Annotated in this window: 25 protein-coding genes; 3 read left to right on the plus strand and 22 right to left on the minus strand. The window is 47.3% G+C overall.

Going from position 1 to position 25,313, the window contains the following annotated elements; translation table 11 throughout:
- Window positions 1–2 precede the first annotated feature (2 nt).
- On the minus strand, window positions 3–2,246 hold the full coding sequence (locus HQN87_RS14690) for a U32 family peptidase (RefSeq protein WP_173134462.1): 2,244 nt from the start codon (window positions 2,244–2,246) through the stop codon (window positions 3–5).
- A 237-nt stretch (window positions 2,247–2,483) separates the two neighbouring features.
- Between HQN87_RS14690 and HQN87_RS14695 the strand changes: the two genes are divergently transcribed.
- The gene (locus HQN87_RS14695) at window positions 2,484–3,014 is read left to right on the plus strand and encodes an SDR family NAD(P)-dependent oxidoreductase (protein ID WP_254075500.1); all 531 of its coding nucleotides are present in this window, start codon (window positions 2,484–2,486) and stop codon (window positions 3,012–3,014) included.
- A 10-nt stretch (window positions 3,015–3,024) separates the two neighbouring features.
- Here HQN87_RS14695 and csaA read toward each other — a convergent pair whose 3' ends face one another.
- From csaA to HQN87_RS14780, 17 genes are all read right to left on the minus strand, one after another.
- Window positions 3,025–3,357: a chaperone CsaA gene (gene csaA / locus HQN87_RS14700; RefSeq protein WP_173134467.1), complete on the minus strand. Its 333-nt coding sequence runs from the start codon at window positions 3,355–3,357 to the stop codon at window positions 3,025–3,027.
- Window positions 3,358–3,391: 34 nt separating this feature from the next.
- Window positions 3,392–3,715, minus strand: a complete 324-nt coding sequence (locus HQN87_RS14705; protein ID WP_173134470.1) for a putative quinol monooxygenase — start codon at window positions 3,713–3,715, stop codon at window positions 3,392–3,394.
- 22 nt (window positions 3,716–3,737) lie between these two features.
- Complete coding sequence (locus HQN87_RS14710) at window positions 3,738–4,589, minus strand: SDR family oxidoreductase (protein WP_173134473.1); 852 nt, start codon at window positions 4,587–4,589, stop codon at window positions 3,738–3,740.
- Window positions 4,590–4,795: 206 nt separating this feature from the next.
- A complete protein-coding gene (locus tag HQN87_RS14715; protein ID WP_173134476.1) occupies window positions 4,796–5,389 on the minus strand; it encodes a TetR/AcrR family transcriptional regulator in 594 nt (197 codons plus the stop codon).
- Window positions 5,390–5,865: 476 nt separating this feature from the next.
- The gene (locus HQN87_RS14720) at window positions 5,866–6,732 is read right to left on the minus strand and encodes an SDR family oxidoreductase (RefSeq protein WP_173134479.1); all 867 of its coding nucleotides are present in this window, start codon (window positions 6,730–6,732) and stop codon (window positions 5,866–5,868) included.
- Entirely contained in the window at window positions 6,729–7,238 is a 510-nt protein-coding gene (locus HQN87_RS14725) for a hypothetical protein (protein WP_173134482.1), read from the minus strand. The genes HQN87_RS14720 and HQN87_RS14725 overlap by 4 nt, the downstream gene beginning before the upstream one ends.
- Window positions 7,239–7,365: 127 nt before the next feature.
- Window positions 7,366–7,914, minus strand: a complete 549-nt coding sequence (locus tag HQN87_RS14730; protein WP_436836469.1) for a MarR family winged helix-turn-helix transcriptional regulator — start codon at window positions 7,912–7,914, stop codon at window positions 7,366–7,368.
- 56 nt (window positions 7,915–7,970) lie between these two features.
- The gene (locus HQN87_RS14735) at window positions 7,971–9,335 is read right to left on the minus strand and encodes an MATE family efflux transporter (protein ID WP_173134489.1); all 1,365 of its coding nucleotides are present in this window, start codon (window positions 9,333–9,335) and stop codon (window positions 7,971–7,973) included.
- Window positions 9,336–9,410: 75 nt separating this feature from the next.
- Window positions 9,411–10,070: a dihydrofolate reductase family protein gene (locus HQN87_RS14740; protein WP_173134492.1), complete on the minus strand. Its 660-nt coding sequence runs from the start codon at window positions 10,068–10,070 to the stop codon at window positions 9,411–9,413.
- Window positions 10,071–10,091: 21 nt separating this feature from the next.
- Window positions 10,092–11,228 (minus strand): sugar ABC transporter substrate-binding protein, encoded by a 1,137-nt coding sequence (locus HQN87_RS14745; RefSeq protein WP_173134495.1) that lies wholly within the window; start codon window positions 11,226–11,228, stop codon window positions 10,092–10,094.
- 16 nt (window positions 11,229–11,244) lie between these two features.
- Window positions 11,245–13,176 carry an alpha-amylase family protein gene (locus HQN87_RS14750; RefSeq protein WP_173134498.1) on the minus strand — a complete coding sequence of 644 codons (1,932 nt, stop codon included), beginning with the start codon at window positions 13,174–13,176 and terminating at the stop codon, window positions 11,245–11,247.
- Between the two features lie 36 nt (window positions 13,177–13,212).
- Window positions 13,213–14,253 carry a zinc-dependent alcohol dehydrogenase gene (locus HQN87_RS14755; RefSeq protein WP_173134501.1) on the minus strand — a complete coding sequence of 347 codons (1,041 nt, stop codon included), beginning with the start codon at window positions 14,251–14,253 and terminating at the stop codon, window positions 13,213–13,215.
- Between the two features lie 212 nt (window positions 14,254–14,465).
- Window positions 14,466–15,380, minus strand: a complete 915-nt coding sequence (locus HQN87_RS14760) for an NAD(P)-dependent alcohol dehydrogenase (protein WP_173134504.1) — start codon at window positions 15,378–15,380, stop codon at window positions 14,466–14,468.
- Window positions 15,381–15,394: 14 nt separating this feature from the next.
- Entirely contained in the window at window positions 15,395–15,631 is a 237-nt protein-coding gene (locus HQN87_RS14765) for a helix-turn-helix transcriptional regulator (RefSeq protein ID WP_173134507.1), read from the minus strand.
- Between the two features lies 1 nt (window position 15,632).
- Complete coding sequence (locus HQN87_RS14770) at window positions 15,633–16,079, minus strand: hypothetical protein (protein WP_173134510.1); 447 nt, start codon at window positions 16,077–16,079, stop codon at window positions 15,633–15,635.
- Window positions 16,080–16,219: 140 nt separating this feature from the next.
- Window positions 16,220–17,056, minus strand: coding sequence for an alpha/beta fold hydrolase (locus HQN87_RS14775; protein ID WP_173134513.1), 837 nt, complete (start codon window positions 17,054–17,056; stop codon window positions 16,220–16,222).
- A gap of 147 nt (window positions 17,057–17,203) precedes the next feature.
- A complete protein-coding gene (locus HQN87_RS14780) occupies window positions 17,204–17,395 on the minus strand; it encodes a WCX domain-containing protein (protein WP_173134516.1) in 192 nt (63 codons plus the stop codon).
- Between the two features lie 71 nt (window positions 17,396–17,466).
- Here HQN87_RS14780 and HQN87_RS14785 point away from each other — a divergent pair, with 71 nt between their 5' ends.
- Window positions 17,467–18,009, plus strand: coding sequence for a dihydrofolate reductase family protein (locus tag HQN87_RS14785; RefSeq protein ID WP_173134519.1), 543 nt, complete (start codon window positions 17,467–17,469; stop codon window positions 18,007–18,009).
- 71 nt (window positions 18,010–18,080) lie between these two features.
- On the opposite strand, the gene HQN87_RS14790 is transcribed toward HQN87_RS14785, so the two are convergent.
- From HQN87_RS14790 to HQN87_RS32075, 4 genes are all read right to left on the minus strand, one after another.
- Complete coding sequence (locus HQN87_RS14790) at window positions 18,081–18,644, minus strand: nitroreductase family protein (protein ID WP_173134522.1); 564 nt, start codon at window positions 18,642–18,644, stop codon at window positions 18,081–18,083.
- Window positions 18,645–18,667: 23 nt separating this feature from the next.
- Window positions 18,668–19,573, minus strand: coding sequence for an ABC transporter substrate-binding protein (locus HQN87_RS14795; protein ID WP_173134525.1), 906 nt, complete (start codon window positions 19,571–19,573; stop codon window positions 18,668–18,670).
- A 93-nt stretch (window positions 19,574–19,666) separates the two neighbouring features.
- Window positions 19,667–21,250: an AraC family transcriptional regulator gene (locus HQN87_RS14800; RefSeq protein WP_173134528.1), complete on the minus strand. Its 1,584-nt coding sequence runs from the start codon at window positions 21,248–21,250 to the stop codon at window positions 19,667–19,669.
- Between the two features lie 67 nt (window positions 21,251–21,317).
- Window positions 21,318–23,792, minus strand: a complete 2,475-nt coding sequence (locus HQN87_RS32075) for a glycosyl hydrolase family 8 (RefSeq protein WP_216857303.1) — start codon at window positions 23,790–23,792, stop codon at window positions 21,318–21,320.
- 229 nt (window positions 23,793–24,021) lie between these two features.
- Between HQN87_RS32075 and HQN87_RS14810 the strand changes: the two genes are divergently transcribed.
- Entirely contained in the window at window positions 24,022–24,942 is a 921-nt protein-coding gene (locus HQN87_RS14810) for a helix-turn-helix domain-containing protein (protein WP_254075509.1), read from the plus strand.
- Window positions 24,943–25,313: the final 371 nt, after the last annotated feature.

Consider the following 25,313-nt stretch of genomic DNA (forward strand, 5'->3'; position numbering starts at 1 on the left):
GACTACACAATCTCTTTATTATAATGCCCTCTTGTGTCTGTTTCCTGATTGAAGACAGCATTATTCATCGAGCCATTCAATTTGCCTGAGGCCATATGAATGACGTTCACAACCTGCTCTTTAGATTCAACTGTGAAGTTTAATCGGAGTGCCTCGATTCCTTTGAGGTCTGGCAGCTCATCCAACAGATTAAGCATCTTCCCATTAAGAATAGTCGCTGTACAATCCTCATGGGAAAGGATAGGGAACGTTCCTTGCTCATCTTTTAACTCATAGCTCTTCGTTCTGCAAATTCTGCATTGATTCATTTTTCTCATCGGACAATATTTGGTAAACATCAACGGGGCCTTGCCATACACAATCATTTCCAGCGCAGGATAGCCGTCATTTTCTTCAACATAGGCATTTATTACATCTTCAATTTGGCTCTTATTCAACTCATAAGATAAAGTGACCCGTTTGGCACCTAATTTATATAATTCATAGCAGCTAGTGGCATTAATAACATTTAGAGAATAGTCCGTAACAAACGGATTGGTTTCTCTGTAGTGATGAATTCCGCCATATCCTCCGATTAGCAGCTGTCCTTCTTGTTCCTTATAATCATTCTGATTTCTTCTAACCACATTGTCAAAATAGATTTCCTTAATTCCACAGCTCACGCAAGCATCATACTGTTCCTGATTCGTTACAGAGGCCGTAAGGTATGGTTGTACAGGGGCAAAGCTTATTTTTTCTTTTGCTTTCACAGCCTTGATTCTTTTCTGCTGGCTGTTAAGCTTTAAGTCATATAAGCCCAGTACAATATCTCTTCTTGCTGCATTTAACAGTTTAGCTGGAATAAATGCATTGCATTCCTCATAATCGACCTGATGAAGTTCAAATATCGTATCATTTAATCTGGAGATTTGCTTGATGACCTGGTCTTTCGTTGTTGGATTATTAATGGCTTCGCCTAGTATTTCCTCACTTTCATAGGAATAATTACAGCCTAAGCCCTCCGCCTCTATGACAAGCTTTGAACCTGGATATGCATATACTCTAATATCGAGGTTGAACCGCTTAAATTCTTTTTCCAGTGAGGCTTCTAATTCTTTGTGATAGAAATAATCCTTCGTTTTATATACTACATCTCCCTTAGACATCTTTTCTTTGACTTTGATATAGCAGACATCATCAGCTGTGTTGATTAAGTCGCCGTCTTTGTTGTATAGCTTGGCAACCGTTAAATTAACATCTTCATTGTTATGGCTTATTCGGATGGTATCGTTCTGATTTAAAGGACGTGTAAGGGTTATTTCATACGTGTCTTTAATAACCTTGCTGATTGTTCCAATTTCATAACCAAAGTTATTAGGTTTTAAGATGTTTGTAATATTTCTCTTATCTTCGTGGAACAAATACCCTTTAGTAAATGTTCTATTGAATGTTTTTTTCAGATTTTCTTTGTCTTCTGCTGTTATTTTATGATCTAAGGCCATGCGATATTTGGATACAACGTTGGCAACATACGTAGGTGCCTTCATTCGGCCTTCTATTTTCAAAGAATCGACTTCATTTAAATCATGGATATAATCAATTGTGTTTAAGTCCTTAGTAGATAGAATATAGCTTTTCCCTAATGATGTATCTGTTGTCTTATCAATCAGGTCGTATTCCTTACGGCATGAACCCACACATCTTCCGCGATTTGCGCATCGATTGCCGAGTAATCCTGACATTAGACAATTTCCCGAATAAGATACACATAACGCACCGTGAATGAAAATTTCTAAAGGGATGTCAGCTACTCTTTTGATCTCTTTGACTGTTTCAATCTTAACCTCACGGGACAGAACCACTCTTTTAGCACCAAGTTCTTTGAATAATAAAGTTCCGTCTACATCGTCTATTCCCATCTGAGTGGAACAATGTGCTTCCATATCAACAAAGTTTTTAACGATATAATCAAAAGCCGTCAGGTCCTGGACGATAATGCCATCCACACCGATTTCATTTAATTCGCGGATCTGCTCTTTCATCTCTTCCACTTCGTTTTCGAATACGATGGTATTCATTGTAACATAGAGTTTAACGTCCCTCAGATGCGCATACGTAACAGCCTCTTGTAACGATTCCAGATCAAAATTAGATGAGTATGCACGTGCACCAAATTTTTGCATGCCTAAGTATACTGCATCACAACCATTAGATATTGCAGCCTTTAAAGCTTCCATATTTCCTGCTGGCGCTAATAATTCAGTCATAAATTATCCTTACCTCCTACTTCAATAACCGCTCAAATTCAGCACCATTAATCATAAAATAAGAACTAAACCTAAGCTACGGCAAATAGCACAAACCAATGGTTTGCCTTATTGATTAATGTGAAGTAGACATTTGATCCTCTCTTGAACAACATATCCACGAAATTGTATTAGTTAATTTTTCATCCGCTTTGGGGGAATTCATCAAATCGCGCAGACATCGGCTTCAGCCTGAACATGCGGGAATCAAGCGCTGCAACTGGATGCAGACGAGCGGAAGCACTTATTCGACCAATCAATAACGCAGGCATTGGCACGCATGGCCGCTTTGAGGAGATTGATCCAGAGCGCGAGCAGGAGGAAATTATGCTGAACACTGCGGCTCTTGTCGACCTGACGCATCATTTTCTGCCCGGCATGCTGGAACGCAAGGACGGAGTCGTTGTCAACGTGGCTTCAATGGCCGCGTTTGCACCTTGCGCCTATTCGGCTGTCTACGGTGCAACCAAGGCTTTCGTGTTATCTTTCTCCGAAGCGTTGTGGGCCGAAACCCGTGGTCGCGGTGTGCGCGTCCTTACCCTGTGCCCGGGTGCGACGGATACAGGCTTTTTCGATGCTGTCGGCAGCAGGGACATGGCGGCGGGTAGCGCATTGTCCACTCCGGAGAAAGTCGTTCAAGCCGGATTTCGCGGAATCGACAAAGGCTGCAGTTATATCGTCGACGGGCGAAATAATTACCTGGCCGCTTTAAGGCTGAGTCGCTTTTAGAGTCTTATTTTCACGCAATAGGAGTACCATTAGGTATTTCAGTATCCGGCTTTAATAGAATAACATCTCCTTTTTCCGGGACTCCTCCCAACACTAATACTTCCGATTTGAATCCTGCAATGCGCCGGGGAGGGAAGTTGACGATTCCTATAATTTGCTTTCCTACAATTTCATCAACTCTGTAACGCTTAGTTATTTGTGCACTTGAGGATTTCATCCCGATCTCCGGTCCAAAGTCAATCTTAAGCTTGATGGCAGGGATCTTTGTTTCTTCAAAAAACTCCGCTTCCTTAATCGTTCCGACACGAATATCGAGTGCTGCAAAATCATCAATCGTTGCCAACGGTTTACCTCCTCCACTAAAGACTTTAAGAATTTCACTGCGCTGGGCGGAAAGGCTGCAGGAGTCGAATCCCTTCCTCAATGGTTCCTTCCATCAGTTCTAAGAGCTGGGGCACCAGTTCCTGCATCCGTGGAACGCTCAGGTGCCGATCGAGGGCATCCCGGTTTTCCCAGCGCTCGTAGATGATGAATGTGCCAGGCTGGCCTTCTACCTCGTGAGCCTCGTAGTCAATGTTGCCGGGGTCGTTGCGCGACGGGGTGACAGCAGCAGTCATAAATGCCTTCATCTCGGCTTCTCTCCCTGCCTTAGCTCTCGCCTCCCAGAGTACAGTAACGTAACGGTTCTTTGTATCGTTCATGCTAATTCCTCCCAATTTATAGTTACTGCAATTTCATCTGGCTGCGGAGCATCCGGTCGAGGAGCTTGTCGGGGAGAATACGGACCAGTCGGGTCAGCAGTGCCGAATCGCGACCGGCCGTATAGCGGGTTCGTGGATTTCTTTTGTGGATTGCGCGTGAAATCACTGCTGCCACCTTCTCAGGGCGAATACCGTCCTTTGCCCACGTTTCAGCCTGAGCCTTCACGGAGTCAAAAAGACGATCATGGCGCCGGTGCTGGTCCGGCGTCATTAACTTGGCCAGCCGCTCCGCTGTTGTAATTCCTTGCTCCGACAGGCCAGTGCTGACACCACCCGGGGTGATCATGATAACCTTGATCCCAAACGAGGACATCTCCCTCCGGAGACTGTCATTGATTGCTTCCATGGCAAACTTTGCTGCCGAATATATCCCGAAACCAGGCATAGAGATCTTGCCGCCAACAGAACCGATATTGACCACGCGCCCGCCGCTGTCCAGCAAGGCCGGGGTAAGCGCCTGAATAACCGCTACCTGTCCGATCACACTAACTTCGATTTGGCGGCGAAATTCATCGAGCGGAACCATCTCCAGAGGTGCATTAACGGCGATGCCGGCATTGTTGACCACTGCTCTCAATGGCCGACCAAGCGGATCTTGCACCACCCTTTCGGCCAGCGCCTTTAGTGTCTCGATATTGGTAACATCGACGATCACCGGCTCGATATTTTCGTGTTTGATATTGTCGGCATCTTCCTGACGGCGAACCCCCGCCAAAACGTGAAATCCTTCAGCGGCGAGCTGCTCCGCGGTAGCCCTACCGATGCCGCTGGACGTACCTGTGACGACGACCAGTTCTTGAGTTTTGATTGGCATAGTAACCCTCCTAAATTTGATAAGATACAGATCACTGTATAGCACCGCTATAGGGTCATTGTAGCACCGCTATATCACTTTGTCTATAGCGGTGCTATACTTTTTCTCTAAAGTATTGTCCTGCGGTCTGAACTAATGCTCGCACCCTCCAAACATAAAAAAAATCGCCATCCTCCTGGAGGTCCAGGTTGGATAGGCGATCTTTCTTATGCCTCTTCTAGATTAGGCCTTTTCTTGAAATCTCCAGGCTCTGTCAAAATGATCTGCATTACGCTTTCCCGAATAAGATCAACATCGTCGGGTTGGGGCGGGGGTGACTTACGAAACTGGGCCGTCACATACAGCCAAGCGGCCGTATTGGCGGAAGCCCAGACCAGATCTGCGGCTGCTTGAGCGGACACAGCCAGTTTGCCTTCGGCGGCGACTCTCTGAACATTTTGTACTAGGGCTTGGTGCGATTGATCTGCCGCCTCGATATGGGCGCCCTCAAGCAACCGCCCCATCATAGCCGCATAAATCCGGGGACGGGCAGCCGCAAAACGGACATAGTCATCCCATCCTTGACGAAGAGCCCTCTCTGGAATAGTCGACTCCACTGCGGTAATCTTACTTTCCAATAACTGTTTGAATGCTTCCACTATAGCTGCACTCAGGAGTCCATCGGCATTGCCGAAATGATGGTAGAGTGTAGGAGCCGTAACCTGTGCGATCTTAGTTACGGCTCGCGTCGAAAATTGGGCTCCGCCCCCTTCTTCGAGTACCTTAAGAGCAGCTGCTAATATTTTGTCATAGGTTTTCATACCAGCATTATAGCAGTGCTATATGCAAATGTCCATGACGAAGGTTATCCGCTCCAAGTGTGCCGCTTGCTTCTCTGATATTTTAGTAATAGAATGATACGGGCGGATTAACTTGGCTTTGTCATCATTTACATCACCCAACTTTAAAATTCACTAGTAAGGTTTGATCCCCTATGTATTTAAAGATATTTATAGTGATTGGTATTGCCTGGCTAATGTTTTATAGTATATACTCAGCCTACAAAAAGGACCGTAATCCTCAAAACACATCTTTGAGTTTTATAATTACTTTTACATTGTTTGGTGTGTCTCTTTTACTGGCAGATAAAACAGATTATTCTTATATATTGGTGCTAATCAGCATAGCTATCCTTATTCATAATATCAGTATTTTTTTTGGCAGACGGAGAAAGAAGTAAGCGAATAGCAGGGTTGCAAAAGGGTGTGATTTCACAACCCCGTGTCATTGACATCCACTACCGGAAATTCTCCACACACTCCTGCAGAAAAGCTTCCAGCTTGCGCGGCTCTCTGCCGAGCAGGCGCCTCACCGTGTCATTTGGACTTTCTGGAACCACCCTGGACATGGTTTGAATCTCCACAACGTGGTTCGCCAGCCAAGGAGGCATATGCCCGTGCTCGATAAGATTACCGAGTAGTTCTTGGGGTTCCATATTGATGTAACTTATTGGCCGATGGAGCAGGGCGGACAGCCGGGCTGCGATCTGAGGATAGCTGAAAATCTCTGAACCCGTAAGCGTGTATATTTGGCCTGTGACCTCAGGGTTAGTTAGAGCTTCTGCGGCAACATCTGCGATATCGCGGCAGTCAATGAAGTTACACGGTGAATGGCCCATGGAGCCGAAGAAAACATTTTGGGTTGTAATCGTCGGTGCAAAGCGCATTAGGTTTTGCATGAATGCATACGGGCGCAACACGGTATGGGTGAGACCTGATTCCCTCAGCACTTGCTCGATTTCTTGATGCCAGCCCGCCACTGCTACTGGAGAGCTCTGCTCAAAGGCAGGGCTGGATATTTTCACGATGTGCTCGATTCCAGATTGGCCTGCAATCTGAATGATTGAAGTTTCCAATTCAATTTGTCTTGGACTGTTGGACATGGCGAGGAAGAGCTGGCTGGCACCTGTACATGCGCGGCGCAGCGATTCGGGGTCAGCAGCATCTGCCCCTACGACCTCGATAGCTGATCGGCCCTTTTCTCCGATCTGCTTACGCAACTTCTCCGGCTCTCTGCTCAGAGCCCTGACGGGCACGCCAAGATCAGCCAAACGTTCCACCAGCGCACTACCTATCGTACCTGTTGCTCCCACAATAACTATCATTTTTTTCTTCTCCTTTTGGATGTCAAATGGGTGGTAACGGCGAGACGCCACCGCCATGTCACTATCGTGCTTGCTATGAATCCGGACAACGGGAAATCCGTCCAGACACGATCGGCCCAGGCCAAGTGATGGCCCGGCATCATAAGTTCCAGTACAGCAGATGTCACCCATGCCGCGCATAGGCCATACAAGGACCCGGCTATTGCGAACCCTCCTACCACAACCAAGTGAGGTGCACCTGTGACCCATCGCATATGACCCACCCGGCTGCGCAATATAAGGCCAATCATCAAAGCCATCAAAGCTGATGCACCGCCGATTGTGGTCAATGCTCCGATTTGAAGCCCCCTATCAGCAGTAACCAATCCCCCAATACCTGCCATGATGGCAGGAGCAGCATAGGCCATTACAACTTCACGCCATAGTGCAAAGGGCTTTTTTCTGGAACCCACCGTCTTGATACCGTAAGCATCATCTGGCGGATTCGGGTATTTCATCTGGTTCATTTCGTTGCCCCTTCCTTCTCTGAGATCATTCCGTCGAGTGCTTTCAGCGAGATATAATTAGGAACCTAACTATATAGGAGTAAAAAGAGGCTAGCATTACTAGCCCATTCTACTCATTACTGATGTTTCATTTTGGTTTCGAGCCTGGTTCGTCCATAAGGGCAGAGATGCCTTGTGTAACCCGGCCCAGCAAGTCGAGGAATACGCTGCGCTCGTCTATACTGAGTAAGCCCACCGTAGCCTCCAGCCAAGCGAAATGCTCAGGAGCCATTTCACGTAGCTTCTTCGCTCCTTCTTCCGTCAAAATAACCGATTTCTGACGGCCATCTTTTGAGCTTAACCGTCTAGATACTAGGCCATCCCGTTCAAGAATGTCGATCAGACCAGTCACTGTAGCACGTGTAACGCCTAGATGCTCTGCTAATTGCGAAGGCAACTCTTCTCCTTCGTAATCTTCGAGATCTGCCAATACACGATATCTGCCTGTTGATAAGCCGAATCTGGAGAAATGAATCTCCGAGGCCTGACCAAGCTGGGCTCCCGCTGCCATTAGCCTAGACGCGACGAGTATAGCCTGTGCGTCTATGTCCAGGTTATAGCGATCAATCTGACGCTTGGATTGTACAAGGGAGGGGATTGCCTCCATGTCATTTATTTTTCTATTGTTGTTGTTCATACACATAGTATGGCACCTAATTACTTTTGTGTCAACCCGCATTGCAGTGTCGTCTGTTACATGGCCTTTTCAGCCACATCATGAACTAGATTTCTTATCCACTTGCGGGAGTAAATCCGGGCATATCCGAAGCCAAAGCGGACAACCTCCTCTAGGGAGATGACGAGATACACAAGGTACACAGGCTGGTTCCAGACATAGGACAGCAGCAGCCCGGAGGGGACACCTATCAGCCACGTTGTGGTCGATTCCAAGGTGAACACGAACTTACTGTCTCCCCCGCTGTTTAGAATTCCGCCAGCTATAATCATATTGGACACCTTGACCCAAAGAAATCCAGCAAACACGATAACGATATACATGCTCATTTGCTTAGCATCCTCGGAGATATTGAATGCAGAGACATACAGCTTCGAACCTGCCGCAATGATAACCCCGACAATCAGAGAGATAATGATGCCAAGGCGAATGAACCTTTTCGCGTGATCGAGTGCAAGTTCAGTTTCGTCCGCACCCAAACGGTTACCAACCATTACTCCTGCTGCACTGGCCAGTCCCGATAATAAGCCGATACAAAGACCCTGCAGCGGGAAGGTAATAGTCATCGCAGTCATTTCCGTTGACCCCATACGGCTATAAATGATCGCATATACCGTTTCGCCCAATACCCAGATCAATTCAGTCAGTAGCAGCGGATAGGTCGTTCCAAAAAACTTGCGAATGAGCGGTTTAGGAATGATGAACAAGTTCTTTAACCCGACAGCTCCCGGTAAACGATATCGGTATACGGCACCAATGATCAACAAGCATTCTAAGATCCTGGAAATAAGGGTAGCAATGGCCGCGCCCTTCAGACCAAGCGCAGGAGCGCCGAAATGGCCGTATATAAGCACGTAATTCAGTATAATATTTAAACCCACTGAGATTAAACTTACATACATCGGCCATTTGGCATGGCCCGTACTGCGCAAAATCGCGGAATACATCATCGTGAGCATAACAGGCACAAAGCCGATCGACATGACCTGAAGGAAAATGTACCCCTCATCTATTACATTCACATCTGTAGTGAACAGGCTCAAAAAGAGCGGCGAATCCAGGAAGACAGCCGCAGAGAACAGGAAAGAGAACGTGAATCCGGTGATCAGCCCGAGACCCAGCACTTGGGAGACACTTTTGGAATCCTTGTTCCCCCAAAACTGGGCAGCGTAAATGGATACTCCCGTCGATAAACCGGCTAGGACAACCGCGATGATCCCGTATATTTTGGTAGATATCCCCACCGAGGCAATGGCCACATCTCCAAGCTGCCCGACCATCAATTGATCCGTCAAATTGAGCAGTGCCATCAGCAAGCTTTGAAGCGTAACGGGCACAGCGATTTTATACACACTTTTATAGAACTCTTTGTTCTCTGACATGATTCGTACATAACCCCCATATTCTAGATTTTTCCATTAATCCATAGCCATTGCAGTCTATGACTTAGTGTGAGGTCATATCACCTTTTTGTAGCGCATAAGTGTGTAATTATCGTTTGGCTGAATTTCTACAACCTTGAACTTCTTCGCAAAGCTCAATTGCTGATACCCGTCTCCATCCACTAAAGTAATGTTCGTGGAGCCGCCGATGATGATCGGGAGCTGCATCAGAATAATTTCATCGACGATATCCTGATTGAAAATATGCCAGTTCAAAAATCCGCCACCTTCAACCATCAGGCTGGTGATCCCGTAATTTTCCTCTAACTGACGTTCAAGCTCCACAAAATCAACGGTATCCTTGCCGCAGATGAGGCACTCCTTCCCTCTTTCCCGGATCTGCTTGATCTTATCTTCATCCCGTCCTTTCTCGGTCGTGACAATAATCGTCTTTCCCTGATCCGAAAGCACATTGCAGTCCATCGGAATATCCAGGGTAGTCGTCGGTATGATACGGATTGGATTTTTGTTCTCCTCATACCGATTCGTAAGAAATGGATTGTCGGTCAGGATTGTATTTTTACCAACCATAATGCCCTGCACATTCCCCCGGAATAGATGGATGAATTCCATATCCTCACTGGAAAATAAGGAAAAAAGCTCTTTACTCGAATTCCCGGCCCCCATCGTGAGCTTTCCGTCGATTGAAATTTGGCTGAATATCGTTGTTTTCATTTCTCTTCTCCCCTTATCTGATTAGTTTTGTAATGCGCCCCAGGATGCTTTGAGGGTCTGTTCCATTCTTTTCAAGGCTTGTTCGGGATTGCTTAAGGGCAACTCGATCAGACCCGCATTTAGAGCCTCCCAAACATGGATCATGAAGGGGTAAGTCGGCATCGGCCGTGTGTGGTCTAAAAGCGACAAAATCATTCTTTTATTAGGTGCAGCAGAGGCACTTAGGCGGTGTAGCACCTGCTCCTGAGCCGGAATTCGCTGCACGCCCTGCGTCCACAGGGTTTGGCATTCGTCACTCAGCATAAAACGCGTGAATGACAAAATATCCTCCCGCTCCTCCGTGGTTAATGAAAAATTCGGGTAGATCAGGCCGATGGAAGAAGACATAGATAGCGATTGCTGGCCTTCTATGACTGGAAGCTGGCAAACCTCAAGCCTATCGTTCATATGCTTGTCCAGATGGTTGTAGATCCACTCCCCACAAATAATAGCGCCGATCTTACCGTCAATGAACTGCTCTAGCAGTCCTGTAGAACCGTCGAGACTGACGAGTACGCCCTGATCCATCTTGTCGCGGATGAATTCAAGCGCTTGCTTCATTTCAGGGCTGACGATATTCGGCTTTCCATTCTGTACAGGCCAGCCACCGAAAGCTGTAAGGAACGGAATAAACCAATAGCCCTGTTGTAGATCCGCCCCAATGGGTACGATGCCTTGGGCGGTTAACCTCTCTGCTGCCTCTTCAAACACGTTCCATGTCGCTGGTGCACTGGGGTAAATCTCCGGATTGTAATATAGAACCAGATGATTGCCCCGCAAGACCGGGATACCATACTGGACACCCTCCATTTGCATCGTGGAAAGGGCCTCCTCAGTCAGCACATCCTCAAACAACCCGCCCGGAACCTCGGAGTAAAGACCATTGTCGACATAGGAGGACATATCGGCAGGAACCATCGCCAGATGCGGACCTTGGCGGGTATGTTTGATTCGGTTCAAGCGCGCAGTCAGTTCCGTAATGTTCATCACTTGTGGCGTAATTTGTACGCTGAAGCGCTCTGTATACAGCTTGCAAATCCCCTCCAGCACTTCAATCGAGGTATCTCCCGGACCGTCAAACTCATGCCATAGCACGATTTCCTTGTTGTTCTTTTCCATTCGCAGCCTCTCTCCCTTATCTACAATTGTTAATGAGCACTAGAGCCTGATTAGGCGCAAGCTGCAAGAAGTCGAACGCCTGACCTACGCTGCTACCCGTTAAAGAGCTATCCAGTGTTACAGTCATTGGGCATCGGCCGGGTACGGCCACGTTTAAATCGACTTGGCAGACAGCATCGGCACTCAAGTTAAAGCAGCACAGCATCGTCTCATCCCCTTGCATATACCCGTATATAGCAGTACCTTCCGGGGATTGAGCCACGAAAAAGTTCTCCGGCTTCACGAGGTGGTGCCAAGCTTCCTTAAATTCACTTAGCTCCGCCAGCAGCGGCAGCATGGGTGCAGGATTAGTCCAATTAATTTGCATGACATTAAAAAAAGCGCGGGAAATCTCCTCACCGTTCGTGTTGTCACCAAGACCACAGTTCAGGGGCTGCTCCTCATTCATTTCATAGCCCGTTGTCACGTAAGGAATTGCGTTCGGAAGAAATTGATTAAATACTGCGATCATCCGGGCAACCCCGACACCGCCCCGGCTCGTGATCCGGGGAGTATCTGCCGTTTCTGCACAAGCAAACACATGAATATTCAACTCGGGCAGTTCCTCTAAGAATGAAACCAGGTTCTCCTTAGTAATCTCCGTCATCACGTTCCATCCGCTTCCAAGCATAATGTTGTAGCCCGTGTTCGCTGCCTTCCTGTGATTGCGGTTGAACAAATCTTCACTGATCAGGAGCGCATTCGGATTCATCTCTTTAACCGTGTCAAAAATACGAGTCAACAACGGAATAGGAAGCACATGTCCGATGTCGATGCGGAAGCCGTCAATCCCATACTTTTCGAGATTAAAGCGTACTGCCTGCTCCAGAACGTCCCATAACTCCCAATTCGGCTCCTCTCCCGGGTAGTCATTGCATTTAATCGTATCAAAAAGGACATATGGCGCCTGACCCCTGCTGATAAGATGTCTCACTTGCGGAGAGAAATCTTTATAGAGGCGCAAGAACGTAATGTCTGTCCAAATCGGCTGCACATCATTAATCCAATCCGAATGCGCCGGAGAGGTTGTTATTCCCATCTCTTGCTCCACCAAAGTTAATAGCTCGTCTTCATAATTAGCAGCTCTTTCCTTCAACTGCTGCCAAAGGCTGGGATGAAGTTCTTGGGGCGGCGGTGAGAACTTCCGCAGGAATGCTGCGGTCTCCTGGCTGTGATAGACCGTCTCCAAGTGGTCGGGCGTACACTCCTCAAAGAATCCAAGCTCAGGAATCGGCGGCGGCGCAAAGCCTTCTAATTCCTCAAGCTTGATCCAGTACACCCATTCGGGATGCTCAGTAATGAATGCACTGTTTCTCGCCGTTACACGAGGAATGAAATCGACAACAGTCTTGATATCGAGCAAATGACAAGCTTCTACCAAAGCGCTAAGCTCATCGTGGATGGTGAACTCTTCCATACCGTCCAACAAGCTGTCATGCAGGTTCTGGTCCAAGTGGAATAACGATTGCACAGCATAAGGTGACCCGATATCCCCCTTCAGATTTAACTTGCTATACTGGTTTACTGGAAGCATATACAGAATATTGACGCCCATTTTCTTTAACAGCGGCAGAAGAATAAGGAATTTTAGAAAAGTGCCCGATTCGACTGTTCCGTCATGGTTGTAATCCCAGGCCGTCGAATAACGAATTAACGCAGAATAGATCGTGCTCTCGTCTAAATTCGTGCGTTCCTTGAGCAAATACCTCCAGGAAAGCTTGTCTACATACCTCAAATGCTCTGTCAAAAAATCGTACGGATGCACACATATTTCACCGTCTTTTTCGTAGAGAATAGGCTTATAGCTGCACTCATTCCACACTGCAGGTATCCAAATCGGCTCTACCTCTCTGGCCTTGTTCATAGACAAGTAATCCTGAACAAGTCTAAATTTGTCTTCTTTGCCCATGAATAGATCCACCCCTCGCTAATTACAGCTCCACATTTAGGGAACAAAAACCGTCTTCACGGTATCACTCTCAACCACCTTCAAAGAATTCAATTCATAGCCGATCAACTCGTTTATTGCTGCTTCGTGCTGATTGAGCTTAACTTTTCTAGTCACCAGTTTCTCCAGTTCAGGTGTCTCAGCAGCAAACCGTATAGCTTCCTCGAACATGTAGCGGTATTCGCCTGCTGCGATAATTTTGATGGCCTGCTGTACGAATTTGGTAGGAGAAAAAGTGTACCGGTAATTCGCATTAATACCAAAAGGAACGATGCGGCCTCCACGCTCAATCCATTGCTCCGCCATTTCGAGCTGAGTGCCTACCGTGTCGATAATCACATCAAACTTATGTCCCGAGCAGATCTCTTCTACGGTAGCTTCATGTAATTGGGAAGGTGTCAGAGCATAATCTGAGATTTCTCTGGCAAAAGCCAACCGGTAAGGATTAATTTCCGTCGCAACGGTAAGAGCCGCCTTGGATTTACTCACAATTTGACTTAGCAATCCCATCGGACCCGATCCAAGAATGAGCACCTTATCATCTGCAGTGACATTAGCCTCTTTGAAATTGTGCAGCACACAGGCAAGAGGCTCGATCAAAACCCCTGTTTCCCAGCTCATATGATCAGGAAGCAGGTGTGCAAACGTTTGTACAGTAGAGTAAAAAAAAGTGAATGTCCCATTTCGATTCAAACCCGCAATAGGCATCCCATTTCCATCGGTGCCCATGCAGAGGTGCGGCTGTTTCTTCAAGCAAAAATAACATTTCTCGCAGCTTTGATTCGGATCAATAACCACGCGGTCGCCTACCTTAACGCGGTCAACGTTGCTGCCGGTTTCAATTACGGTCCCTACAGCCTCATGACCGCGAATAACGCCTGGAACCCCCTCCTCTTTGCCCGTTATGACTGCTAAATCTGTTCCACATACACCCGTCATCTCAATCCGGATCTTGACTTCATCCGGTGCTGCAATTGTCGGCTCTTCCCATTCGCAGAGCTCCAGCTTATGATTCGATGTCCACACAAGCGCCTCCATACGCATTCCCCTTCCCCTTTCACTTCTTCACTATCCATATTCATCCAGAATATATCATAGATACCACGTAAAAGTAAGGTGAATTTTGTCGAATAATGTTAATAAATACATTTTATATAAATCTTCAATAGTAAGCGCTTTAATTTTTACATTTTGATAACATACAATATCAGCTCAAAGGGAGTGTTCGCACACTCCCTTTGAGCTGTTCCTTAGGATAGGGAACTTACAGTAATGACGACATTCCCCTTCTTATGTTTTTGTTCGACATAACGATGGGCATCCGGAATTTGTTCCAGTGAATAGCATCTATCAATAACAGGCTTAAGGGTACCGGCCTCAAGCTGCTCTTGGAGGAAGATAAGATCTTCCACGCGAGGCTTGTGTGACATATCCACACTCACATACTTCCCGTTCGTACGCAGTGCTTTTTTGAATGCCGATTTTTTGATTTTCGATATCTTTTGCCCAACGGCATCAAAGATCAGATCATAGCTTTCTTCATGCGCCATGAACTTCTGCTTCGTATAATCTATGACCCGGTCGGCTCCTATAGATCTTACCAGCTCAAGATTAGCAGTACTGCATACCCCTGTTACATCTGCCCCATAATATTTGGCAAGCTGGACCGCATAAGTTCCTACACTTCCAGAGGCTCCATAAATAAGCACCTTCATTCCGCTCGCGAGTTGCCCCTTCCTTAGAAAGTTCAACGCGGTGAGCCCCCCGACGGGAACAGCGGCAGCCTGCTCATAGCTCACATTGACCGGCTTCATGACCACCAGTCCATCTTCAGGCAGACATTTGTACTCGGCATATGCACCGAAGCTGAAACCACAAGACGCAAATATTTGATCGCCAATCTTAAAGCGTGTTACATTTTTGCCTGCGGCTTCAACTTCCCCGGCTAACTCAAACCCCAATATCGTTACCTTTTTGGGCCTTAAGAGACCATTGTACAATCTTGCAAGGAACGGGTCAGCCTTTCGCATACGCCAGTCCCCCGCTGTTACCGTTGCCGCATAGATTCTGACAAGGACTTCGTTATCCTTCGGTGCAGGTTTCTCTAGCTCCTTCAGGTGAAGCACATCAGGCGAACCGTATTTGGCATATACCATTGCTCTCATCCTTTACCCCCTATCTATTTCCCACTTGGCTTTTCTGAATTTTCCCCGTAAAAGAATACCTCTTCGAGCGGCAAGTTAAAGGTGCGGGCTATACGAAAGGCCAACTCCAGTGAAGGAGAGTAATTTCCTTTTTCAAGAGCTACGATCGTTTGTCTGGTTACACCTACCTTGTCGGCCAGCTGCTGCTGGGTCATTTCGTTAAGATCGAAGCGTAATTTTCTGATGTAATTGCCAACAAGAACTTTGCCCATCTTAGACTCCTCTCCTGTAGTAATACAGTCTCGATATTGAACCGGTTACGTCTGACAGAAATCCAGCGGCGATTAGGACGATGAACATTACCTTCAAAGGCTGGTCTATAACCAATGAGCCCATAGCCAGCAGGAAGCCACTGACAAACATAGCAAATGAATTTCGGAAGGCCAGCAAGTCGATGCGCTTATCCAGTTCGTCCGCGAATGCAGGTTCCTTTTCACCTGTCGTCATCCGGAAGATGATGTTAAAAACAATGCTGATCACGATATGTGCCGCGATGGAAACCAAGGTCAATACAAGAATGAAGGAACCCCAGTAATGGAAGGTTACTTTTGAATCCAACACTTCATTGGGATACTGCGGGTACCTGTACAGCAAATACACTGTAAAAATGAGCAGGGTGCTGATTAGTGATACGATGCTCTTCTTTTCCTGATAAGTCATGTATGACACCACCTTTAGTATAGTTTACTAAACATAATGTATACCAAACTATACATCGTGTCAACTTTATCATACAAAAAAACCGTCTTATGTATGTTATGATCCTTTTCATCATACATAAGACGGTTTTTTTTGTAGTATCAGCCCTTCAAGAATTGCAACAAGGCATGGTTAAATTCCTTAGCGTGGGTAACATTGAATCCGTGGGGGCCGCCCTCAATTACAACTAACTGGCTACCTGCGATCCGCTCATGCGCTTTTTGACCACTGATCTCGACAGGAACGATCGCATCAGCATCCCCATGAAGAATAAGCGTTGGCAATTTGAATTTCTCAAGGTCCGCACGAAAATCGGTATAGCTGAATGCCGAGATGCAATCAAGCGTGCCTTTCGGCGACGCAAAAGCTGCAATATCGCGATTGTATAAGCGGAACGCTTCATTTACCAAGTCAGTTCTATCCCCAGAGGCGAAGAAATTGGTTACAAACCCATCTAGGAACCCTAAACGATCCGCCTTTACCCCCTCTTGGAATCCTTTAATAGTCGCATCGTCAAATCCGCCGTCCGGGTTATCCGAGGATTTGTACAGATACGGCGGGACAGCACCGGCCAACACCGCTTTTGATACCCGATCCACTCCATAAGTACCAATGTAACGCGCTACTTCTCCTCCGCCCATGGAGAACCCGACCAATGTCACATCGTGAAGATCCAGGTTCAACATCAACCCATGCAAATCCGCCGCGAATGTATCATAGTCGTATCCGTTCCACGGCTGGGAAGACTGACCGAATCCACGGCGATCATACGTGATCACCCGATAACCGGCTTCCACTAGTGCAGGCACTTGCTTCTCCCAGGACCTTCCACTGAGCGGCCAACCATGAATCAGCACAACTGGCTTCCCTGTTCCGACATCCTCATAATGAAGCTCAATTGAAGTTCCATTCTCCTGCCCAACCGTAACCTTTGCCATTTGTACATCCCTCCATTTTTTGTTTTACCGCTTCATGAGCTTCTACTACCTCTTTAATTGTTAAATATAGTTAAAATTTTTGACGTTGAGAATATAACAATTAATAGTCTAGCTGTCAACACCCCGGGAAAATGGATATTGAGTATGTTATGAATACTGACTTATAGTCTTCTCTAGCAACTCTCTGACGCATTCCTGCAACTCCCTTGGAGAGACCACCTTCACTTCCGGCCCGTATGCAAGCAGCTTCTGCGCCGTGAACGGGAACTCTTCAACAGGAATACAGCTGCTCTTGCCGCTGCGGGAATGATAAGCAAATGAAATCTCTCTCTTCTCCACGGCTCCACCTAACTACGTCATATTTTGTCATAGTTCAAGTGTATCATTGAGTCTAGAAGGGAGCGATAACAATGTCAAAACATAAAGTTGTGCTGTACATCGCTATGAGTCTGGATGGTTACATCGCAAGGCCCGATGGCTCTGTCGACTGGTTGTATGAGATCGAAGGAAATGGAGGGGATAACGGGTATAGTGAATTCTATGAAACTGTGGGAAGCGTAGTGATGGGGCGGAATACTTATGAAGAGGTGCTGAAGCTAGCCGATGAATTCCCCTATGCAGATAAACCGGCTTTTGTCCTTACGCATTCCGGGCAACCGCCTGCGCCACATGTTGTTTTTACAGGCGAATCCATTGACCGGCTTATCCCCCGGTTACAACAAACCTCAGAAGGCAAGGTCTGGATTGTAGGCGGTGGATTGCTTGTCCAGAGCGTCCTGAAGCTTCAATTGCTGGATGAGCTCCAAATTGCGCTTATTCCCACCATTCTGGGAGAAGGCATTCCCTTATTCCCTGCCGGAACACTGCCAGAGAATCTAACCTTAACCCATTCCGAGCGAATGGGTCAGATCGTGATGCTTCATTATCAAACACGCTACGGTTCACCGCAATAGCTGAAGAAGAAAGGTTAACAGCCATTCCCAACGGGAATGGCTGCTCCTTCAATCTCGCAGAGGAGTTCTTCTCACCCCTCCACCCAAGTGACCAATTCCTCCGCTGGCTTGCGGGGTCTGGGCTTGGGAACATGGTCCTTGTTGATGTACCCTACGTGCAAGGTGCCTATCAGACATTCTTCAGGGGAAATGCCAACCTGGCTGGTAAAAACATTCTCCCGGTTGTACTCGCTCGTTTTCCACACAAAACCAATCCCTTGTTCCCAGGCCAGGAGCTGCAAATTCTGGATAAACGCAGCGGCGGCAAGCATCGCTTCCTTCATTTTCCACGGATCACGTTCTTCACGGACCACAACGAGAAGATGCACCGGTGTCTTGTCGCAATATTCTTTGGCTGCGCCTTCACCGAACCGTTCCAGCTCGGCTGGGGTGTAGGTGGACAGGACGGCATCGGAGAAGACCTTGCGGCCCTTTTCCCGGAAAATAATAAACCGCCACGGCTCCTCCTTAGAGTGAAACGGAGCCCATACCGCAGCATTCAACAGATTGAGCAGGTCTTGCTTCTCAATTGGCCGGTCTGTAAAAGATTTAATCGTTCTACGTTCGCGGATGATCCGCTCGATCCCGTTCTCCATCCCGTTCTCCTTTTTAAACCTTATTATTGGGTAATGGAATCCACAATCTCATCTACTGCCTCTACTGTGGCGACCGGCGAAAACCCGAAATTCATCCATTCTTTATCTCCCACCTTATACACATGGTTTGCCTTCACGGCCTTGAGACTCTTCCATACGCTGGTGGATTCCATAGAATCAAACAGCTTCTGGGCACTTGCCCCGTCATCCCCGCCATCCACTTGAAGGATGATATGATCAGGGTTATATTCAGGCAGCACTTCCAGTGAAATGATGATGCTTTCTTCCTCTGCCGGATATGCCGCTACCGGTTTTAGGCCCAATTCTCCATGAATAATTTTGCCTCTGCTTGATCGCTCACCCATCACGAACGCTTCGGAGGCCATGATACGCATGTATATAAACGTTTCATCTCCCGCCACCGCCTGCAGCTTCGCTTTGGAAGCCTTCATATGCTCGTCGAAATCCCGGATGACTTCTTCTGCCTTGTCTTGTTTATCCAGAACGCCCGCGATATCACGGAGTTCATCCCTCCAGTTGTCACGCTCAGGCATCAGCTTAGTCTGGGCAATTTTGGAGAGTTGATCGTAACTCTTCTCGTCTCTCCACTTGGGCCCAATAATTAGATCGGGTGCTGCGGAGAGGATCCCCTCCAAGTTCAAATTGCCACCCAATGGAATGACATCCTTGAACGTTCCTTTGAAATAACTAGGAAACTCAGTGTGATAGTTCTCTGCTGCAACCGGGGTCACTCCCAGTGAATATAAAAAATCAGGATAGGTAACAGATGTAGCGATCACCCGGATTGCCTTGCCGGGTTCTGCAGCTTGGGCTTTCGCCTCGTCTTTAACATTATTGGACCCGCAAGCTGTTGTGAGCAGCAGCAGGAGTGACACGGCAGCAGTTCCCCATTTCGTTCCTCTTCTCATATGCCCATTCCTCTCACACATTCTAATTAATAATAATTCTCATTCTCATTATATAGATGGGTTGAGATTATTGAATGGACAACCGGGCAGGGTTCATGGATTTTTGAGCAGCCGTACCAGATCTCCCAGCGCATACTGTGTCGCCAGTGGTGAAAATGAGAAATTGTACCATTCCTCATGGCCCACCCGGTACACCCGCTGCATCTGCGGCGTATAAGGCTCTCTGTATTCCCATTGCACCGGCAGCAGAGCCTGCTCATCCACACCGGGGTCGGCTTGAAGAATAATATAATCGGCATGATATTCGGCCAACTGCTCGCGGGTCAGCAATTCACCATCGACATGAAGCAAGGAATCATCCGGTGCTGCCAGGCCTAGTTCCGTATAGAGCAGCCTTCCTCTCGACGAGAGATTCCCGAATGCCACCACTCCTTCTGAGGTCAGACGCACATACAGTACACTTTTGCCCGAGACCTGCCGGTATAAGCTCTCCCGGGCCTTGTCCAACTGCTGCTCATATGCCGCAATAACCTGCATGACCTGAACGCGCCTGTTCAGAATTTCACCCATATCCCGCAGCTCTTCGCGCCAATCGTCCCGATCCGGTAATACAATCGTCGGAGCGATAGTACGCAGTTCATCATAGTCCATCTGGTCCTGCCACTCCGCAGCCAAGATCAAGTCGGGGCGGGCCGCACGGATTTGGCTAAGATGAAGACCTGCTGCGCTCCCCAGCTTCTCCACATGGCGAAAAGACTCCTGCAAATAAAAAGGAAACCCTTGATCGACTACCCGGGCCGCCATCGGCGTCACACCCAGCACATGCATGAACTCGGGATAGGTTACCGTAGTGCCAAACACCCGCCGATGCTTGAGATAATGCCGCGGGGAGGCCCCTACCTTCTGCTTGAACCTTCTGCTGAAATAATGCTCGTCCTCATAACCCACCTTACGTGCAATTTCATATAACGGGTCATCGGTTAGATTCAACAGCTCTTTGGCTTTGCCTATCCGCAGCTCGGCCACGTAATCACCGGGACTTTGACTTGTCATCCGCTTGAACATCTCCGTATACCAGCGCCGGCTCATGCCAGCCAACTGTGCCAGCCTCTCCACAGAAACGGGCTTGTCATAATTCTCCCCCAGATAGGATAAGGTCAGCTCCATTGCAGACTGCGGATGTAGGCGCGGCGGTGCCACAGGCTTAGGCTCCAGCTTCAACAAGCAGTAGATCAGTTTTTGAAACAAAAAATGGTTGTCCTGCTGGCTCTCTTCGTCAGTGTTTCCAGCATGCCGATTCAATTCTTGGACCTTGCCACGAATGGCTGCAGTCTGATTCAACACCCTATTGTAGAGAAACAAAGAGGTGTTGGAAGCCATTTGGAGTGGGCTCACCTGGTGGATCTCACAAGTAATCACGCAATACCGGACCATCTTACCTTCTCTATGAAAAAGGCCGGCTCCCGCTCCCCCCTGTACTATTATCAGCTGATCGCTTCCTAGCTCCAGAACTTCCCCTCCCACCTGTACACTGGCGCTTCCCTCCAGCAGGAACAATAATAACTGTTCCTGCTCTTCCAATTTCCATATGACCGGTTCTCCTGGGCCAACTACTCCGCTGCCCATTTCCAGCATAGATACGAACAAGTCCCGAAAGGGCAGCACCTTGTTAACCATGTTGACCCTCCTTAGTCTGTGAGCATTGTTCTTCCAACCTTTTGCCGTACCGTCGCTTTTGCCCGTTTTATTGTGATATCTTTACATCGTCGAATCGACCGGTACCTTGGGAAGCAAAGACACCGATAGTTCCAGAAGCAAATTGAGTATCTGTCTTGGAAATCCGCTCCGTTCCATCCACTGACACTTTGATGCCCGTTCCGAGCATGCTCAGTTTAACCGTGTGATAACTGTCTTCCGTATAGTTGCCGGCATACGAACCGATTGTAGTCCAACTGCCGTTCACGACTTTAGCCAGAACAAGGCTTTGGCTGCCGTTGAAGTAAGCGATATAGAAATTATTCTGGTTTTGCAGACGGCCGGCAATACCAATTTGAAGGTTGGTTCGGTTTCCTGTATTTACAGCTTGGACTTTAACTTTGGCCTCATATGAATAATTGCTCCAGCTTTGGTTTTGTACGCGAGATACGCCCGTGTCATAAACTCCGCCGCTCGAATACACTTTTGTTAGGTCCGTGACAACAGACCAGTTGCCGCTGAAATTCGACCAATTGCTGCTCCCACTCTCAAAGGAATCGGACCATACGATAGTTTCACTGCCACTGCCGCTACTCACATTCGTGGTTACGGAGAAAGCGCTGCTCGGAGCCGACATGTTGCCTGCGGCATCCCTAGCCTTGACAGTAAAGCTGTAGCTTGTGTCTGGACTTAACTCCGTACAAGTAAAGGACGTAGAGGCTGTCGTGCCGCAAGGCGTCGTGCCGTGGAAGATTTCATAGCCGGTAACCCCAATATTGTCGGACGATGCATTCCATGTCAAGGATACGGACGTATCGGATTTGCTCGGCGAGCTCAGACCTGTCGGCGCCGTTGGTGCCTGAGTGTCGCTTGATGGCGGATTCGTTCCACCGCCGCTTGGCTTATAAATTTTAAATTTGCCGCTGGCATGCAGAAGGCTCATCATATACAAACAGCCGTCATAATAGCGATATTGACCGGAAGGAATGGACGTATTCCAAAACTCATTTACGAACTCCCATGACTTAGTTGTTGTTGCAGCAAGTGTCCCTACTGCATTGGTTGCTACAAGGCCTGGAGAGTGGTCCGCCGAAAGTGATGATCCGCTTAGCGAATATTGGTTCGCATAAGCACCAATGCCCTGACCATGAAAGAAGCTCTGAACACGATCTGCATAGGTTGTCTGCCAGGAATCCTTGGCGAACCAGTGATAGTCCATCGCCACATTCATAATCGTTCGCCATGCGTCGAAGCGGAAGTCGCCATGGTTTCCAGTATTATTCGGTCTGCCGTCGAATTCCGCATAGTCCGGCCCTAAGCCTGTGGTAGAATGAGCCTGTTTCTTAAAGAACTCACGGCTTGTCGCGGCTGCATCGCGCCAGAATTGGTTGTTGTTATTATCCCAGAGTGCCCAGAGTTCATAAAACGCTGGCAGATGATAGGAGGGGTCTGAAAATCCGGCGGCACTGCCGTATGGGACGAAAACGACTTGCTTCTGCGTCAGGTCAAACAAAGTCTTCTGATCACCGTTTGGAGTTAGAACCCGGTCAAGCAATGTCTGCGCCTCAGTGCTGTAATTGTAGATTCCCGTACCGCTTCCCCAGCGATTAGCTGCGAAGAGCAAGGCCGTGATGAAATATTCTTCGCCATCTGAAGCCGGGTTTGTGTCGATTTTGTTGCCACTTGCATCTACCTGCCAAGCAAAATAACCTTGCTGTGTTCCGCTTGTGTTCTGCATATAGGTCTTGGCCCATTTCCAGAGACGATCGAATTCCGCCTTCTTGTCAAGCTGGACGGCGATCATCATCCCGTAAGACATACCCTCGCTGCGAACATCGTTGCTCGCTTTGTCAAGAATATAAGCCATGTCCGTACCTACAGGGTAGTAGATCCTCTGAGTGTCGTTATCCCCGTAGAACAGCTGCTGAAACGCGGCATTGACCTTTGCGTCAATCTCCGCATCGGACTTGCCAAATTCCTTGAACAGATTACGGTAAACCCCGGAATTAAAGGCCCCGGTGGTCGGAGGAACCGGGGCGGGAGGCAACAGCGCGGGAGCACTATCGAAATAAAGCTCGTAGTAGTCGATCAACGTATCATTCGATCCGTTGTCTGTCTCAAGCTTCAGTTGCACTTCTTGACTGCTGGTGCCGGTCACATCGAATAATACCGACTGAATAGCAGGGGTCGTACCCGTGAATGAAAGCGATGCTTTCTTGCTTCCCCCGACGTAGACGGAGACACCTGCTGCCGACGAATTACTCGACGCTCCTCTTACCCGCATTTCGTATTTCCCCGGAATGGTCGCGAAGGTGGTGCTATTCTTGACGAGATCATTGTTCGCATACAGCGCAACTCCGGTAAATGGCGACGAAATATTACTGGTATAGCTTCCCGCCTTCGTCATCGACTCCGCCTCATACTTCGAAATGAATGTAGCGGCCTGTACTTCGGCACCGCCAATGAAGGTGAAAATGTTCAGTACCATAACAATCGCCAGCAAACTGCTCCAACACTTTTTCATAACACACCCCTCTTGTCAGAAATATTAATAACCGCCTCTATAGTAAGCGCTTACAGAATCAAATTATAATTCACTTCATCTGTTCACACTATGTATGAAATCGTTCGTTATTTGTCCATTTGATGCCATAATTTACTGTTAAACTGCTTTAGTTTTGATAAAGACAGAAGATGTCAGTGAGGATATGATGAACTCAGGAAGCGAGAACCTGTGAAGGGGCGTGATTGTAATGATAATAAAGTCCAAATTCTCTCATCAGCGGACACATGAATTTGAAGAATATTACCTGCCCAATATACACACTTCGTTATATGTACATGAAGCCCACTGGCGAAAGGTTCCTGCCAGTTGGTCCTATCCCGCCCATGAAGAGTCGATCTTCGAAATCAATTATGTCATTGAAGGCGTCCAACTTTGCAAACTGAATAATCAGCGTCATATTTTGCAAGCCGGGGACTTTATTATTATTCGACCGTTCGAAATGCATGAGAATTTCTGTGCCTCTGAGTCAGGATTGACCTATTTCTGTCTTCATTTCGACTTGAATGACATCCTGTTCCGAAAGATGCTGTGTAATACCGAGAATACTTTTTTTCCTAAAGAAAATGAGAACGCTTACGGTATTCGACAAAGCATCGAAAAATTAATCCAGCTTTGCGGCGACAAGAATAAAGATTGTTTGGCAAGCCGATTAGATATCGTTTCTGCCTCCATCAGCTTGTTTAGAGAGATGGGCAAGTGCTTGTCCGACTCCGAAACAAAACGAAGGCCAGATACCTCCATTCGCAATATCCAAATGGCGCACTTTGCCTCCGAAAGAATCATGAAGTTAGCCCCTCCATCCATCACCCGTCATGAGCCTTCTATGGAAAGGCAGTTTACGAATGTGGTTTCCAAAATCGCAGCAGAGCTTGCCATAAGCAGAACTTATCTGTACCGAATCTTTAGTCAAACCTTTGGCATGTCCCCTCGTCAATATTTGTCCTCCTTAATTCTGGATAACGCCAAGTTCATGCTGCTTGAAGACCACAAATCAATAGAAGAGGTCGCTTACAACCTGGGCTATTATGATGTCTCGCACTTTAGCCGCCAGTTCAAGCGGTGGACTGGAATGACCCCATCACAATATCGGAACAAAATGAACTTGTAGTTTCAAGTGCAGAACCATTCCTCTAGTGAATGTTTTTATAGCTCCTATTCGTCCTCTTGGATACTGCGAGATCTCCTGAAAAAACTTGCCGTTACTTATGGTACGGTTCACCCGTGCCAAATACTCGCTCAATACGTGCACCCATGTCAGCAAATATAAGAACACTAATAAACACATTGTAATGTAGTATGTAACGCACTAGTACATCTGTTAGTTTGCTGATAGGGATTTTATGCTTATCGCCTATCTCGCTTATTTTTTAATAGTTTTTTAGGTGGTGTGGGATTTTCCGCTGACCAGTATACTAAATACTCAAAATAATGATATAATTGGAAATTTGTGTTATGATTACGCAGTACAGAATACAAATT

This window comes from Paenibacillus tritici (assembly GCF_013204885.1).
GTDB classification, from domain to species: domain Bacteria; phylum Bacillota; class Bacilli; order Paenibacillales; family Paenibacillaceae; genus Paenibacillus_AQ; species Paenibacillus_AQ tritici.

Coding starts and splice junctions, on each gene's coding strand:
- HQN87_RS14690 (WP_173134462.1), bottom strand. CDS start 2,246: ATGACTGAATTATTAGCGCCAGCAGGAAATATGGAAGCTTTAAAGGCT.
- HQN87_RS14695 (WP_254075500.1), top strand. CDS start 2,484: ATGCGGGAATCAAGCGCTGCAACTGGATGCAGACGAGCGGAAGCACTT.
- HQN87_RS14705 (WP_173134470.1), bottom strand. CDS start 3,715: ATGAACGATACAAAGAACCGTTACGTTACTGTACTCTGGGAGGCGAGA.
- HQN87_RS14710 (WP_173134473.1), bottom strand. CDS start 4,589: ATGCCAATCAAAACTCAAGAACTGGTCGTCGTCACAGGTACGTCCAGC.
- HQN87_RS14715 (WP_173134476.1), bottom strand. CDS start 5,389: ATGAAAACCTATGACAAAATATTAGCAGCTGCTCTTAAGGTACTCGAA.
- HQN87_RS14720 (WP_173134479.1), bottom strand. CDS start 6,732: ATGATAGTTATTGTGGGAGCAACAGGTACGATAGGTAGTGCGCTGGTG.
- HQN87_RS14725 (WP_173134482.1), bottom strand. CDS start 7,238: ATGAACCAGATGAAATACCCGAATCCGCCAGATGATGCTTACGGTATC.
- HQN87_RS14730 (WP_436836469.1), bottom strand. CDS start 7,914: ATGAACAACAACAATAGAAAAATAAATGACATGGAGGCAATCCCCTCC.
- HQN87_RS14735 (WP_173134489.1), bottom strand. CDS start 9,335: ATGTCAGAGAACAAAGAGTTCTATAAAAGTGTGTATAAAATCGCTGTG.
- HQN87_RS14740 (WP_173134492.1), bottom strand. CDS start 10,070: ATGAAAACAACGATATTCAGCCAAATTTCAATCGACGGAAAGCTCACG.
- HQN87_RS14745 (WP_173134495.1), bottom strand. CDS start 11,228: ATGGAAAAGAACAACAAGGAAATCGTGCTATGGCATGAGTTTGACGGT.
- HQN87_RS14750 (WP_173134498.1), bottom strand. CDS start 13,176: ATGGGCAAAGAAGACAAATTTAGACTTGTTCAGGATTACTTGTCTATG.
- HQN87_RS14755 (WP_173134501.1), bottom strand. CDS start 14,253: ATGGAGGCGCTTGTGTGGACATCGAATCATAAGCTGGAGCTCTGCGAA.
- HQN87_RS14760 (WP_173134504.1), bottom strand. CDS start 15,380: ATGAGAGCAATGGTATATGCCAAATACGGTTCGCCTGATGTGCTTCAC.
- HQN87_RS14765 (WP_173134507.1), bottom strand. CDS start 15,631: ATGGGCAAAGTTCTTGTTGGCAATTACATCAGAAAATTACGCTTCGAT.
- HQN87_RS14770 (WP_173134510.1), bottom strand. CDS start 16,079: ATGACTTATCAGGAAAAGAAGAGCATCGTATCACTAATCAGCACCCTG.
- HQN87_RS14775 (WP_173134513.1), bottom strand. CDS start 17,056: ATGGCAAAGGTTACGGTTGGGCAGGAGAATGGAACTTCAATTGAGCTT.
- HQN87_RS14785 (WP_173134519.1), top strand. CDS start 17,467: ATGTCAAAACATAAAGTTGTGCTGTACATCGCTATGAGTCTGGATGGT.
- HQN87_RS14790 (WP_173134522.1), bottom strand. CDS start 18,644: ATGGAGAACGGGATCGAGCGGATCATCCGCGAACGTAGAACGATTAAA.
- HQN87_RS14795 (WP_173134525.1), bottom strand. CDS start 19,573: ATGAGAAGAGGAACGAAATGGGGAACTGCTGCCGTGTCACTCCTGCTG.
- HQN87_RS14800 (WP_173134528.1), bottom strand. CDS start 21,250: ATGGTTAACAAGGTGCTGCCCTTTCGGGACTTGTTCGTATCTATGCTG.
- HQN87_RS32075 (WP_216857303.1), bottom strand. CDS start 23,792: ATGAAAAAGTGTTGGAGCAGTTTGCTGGCGATTGTTATGGTACTGAAC.
- HQN87_RS14810 (WP_254075509.1), top strand. CDS start 24,022: ATGATAATAAAGTCCAAATTCTCTCATCAGCGGACACATGAATTTGAA.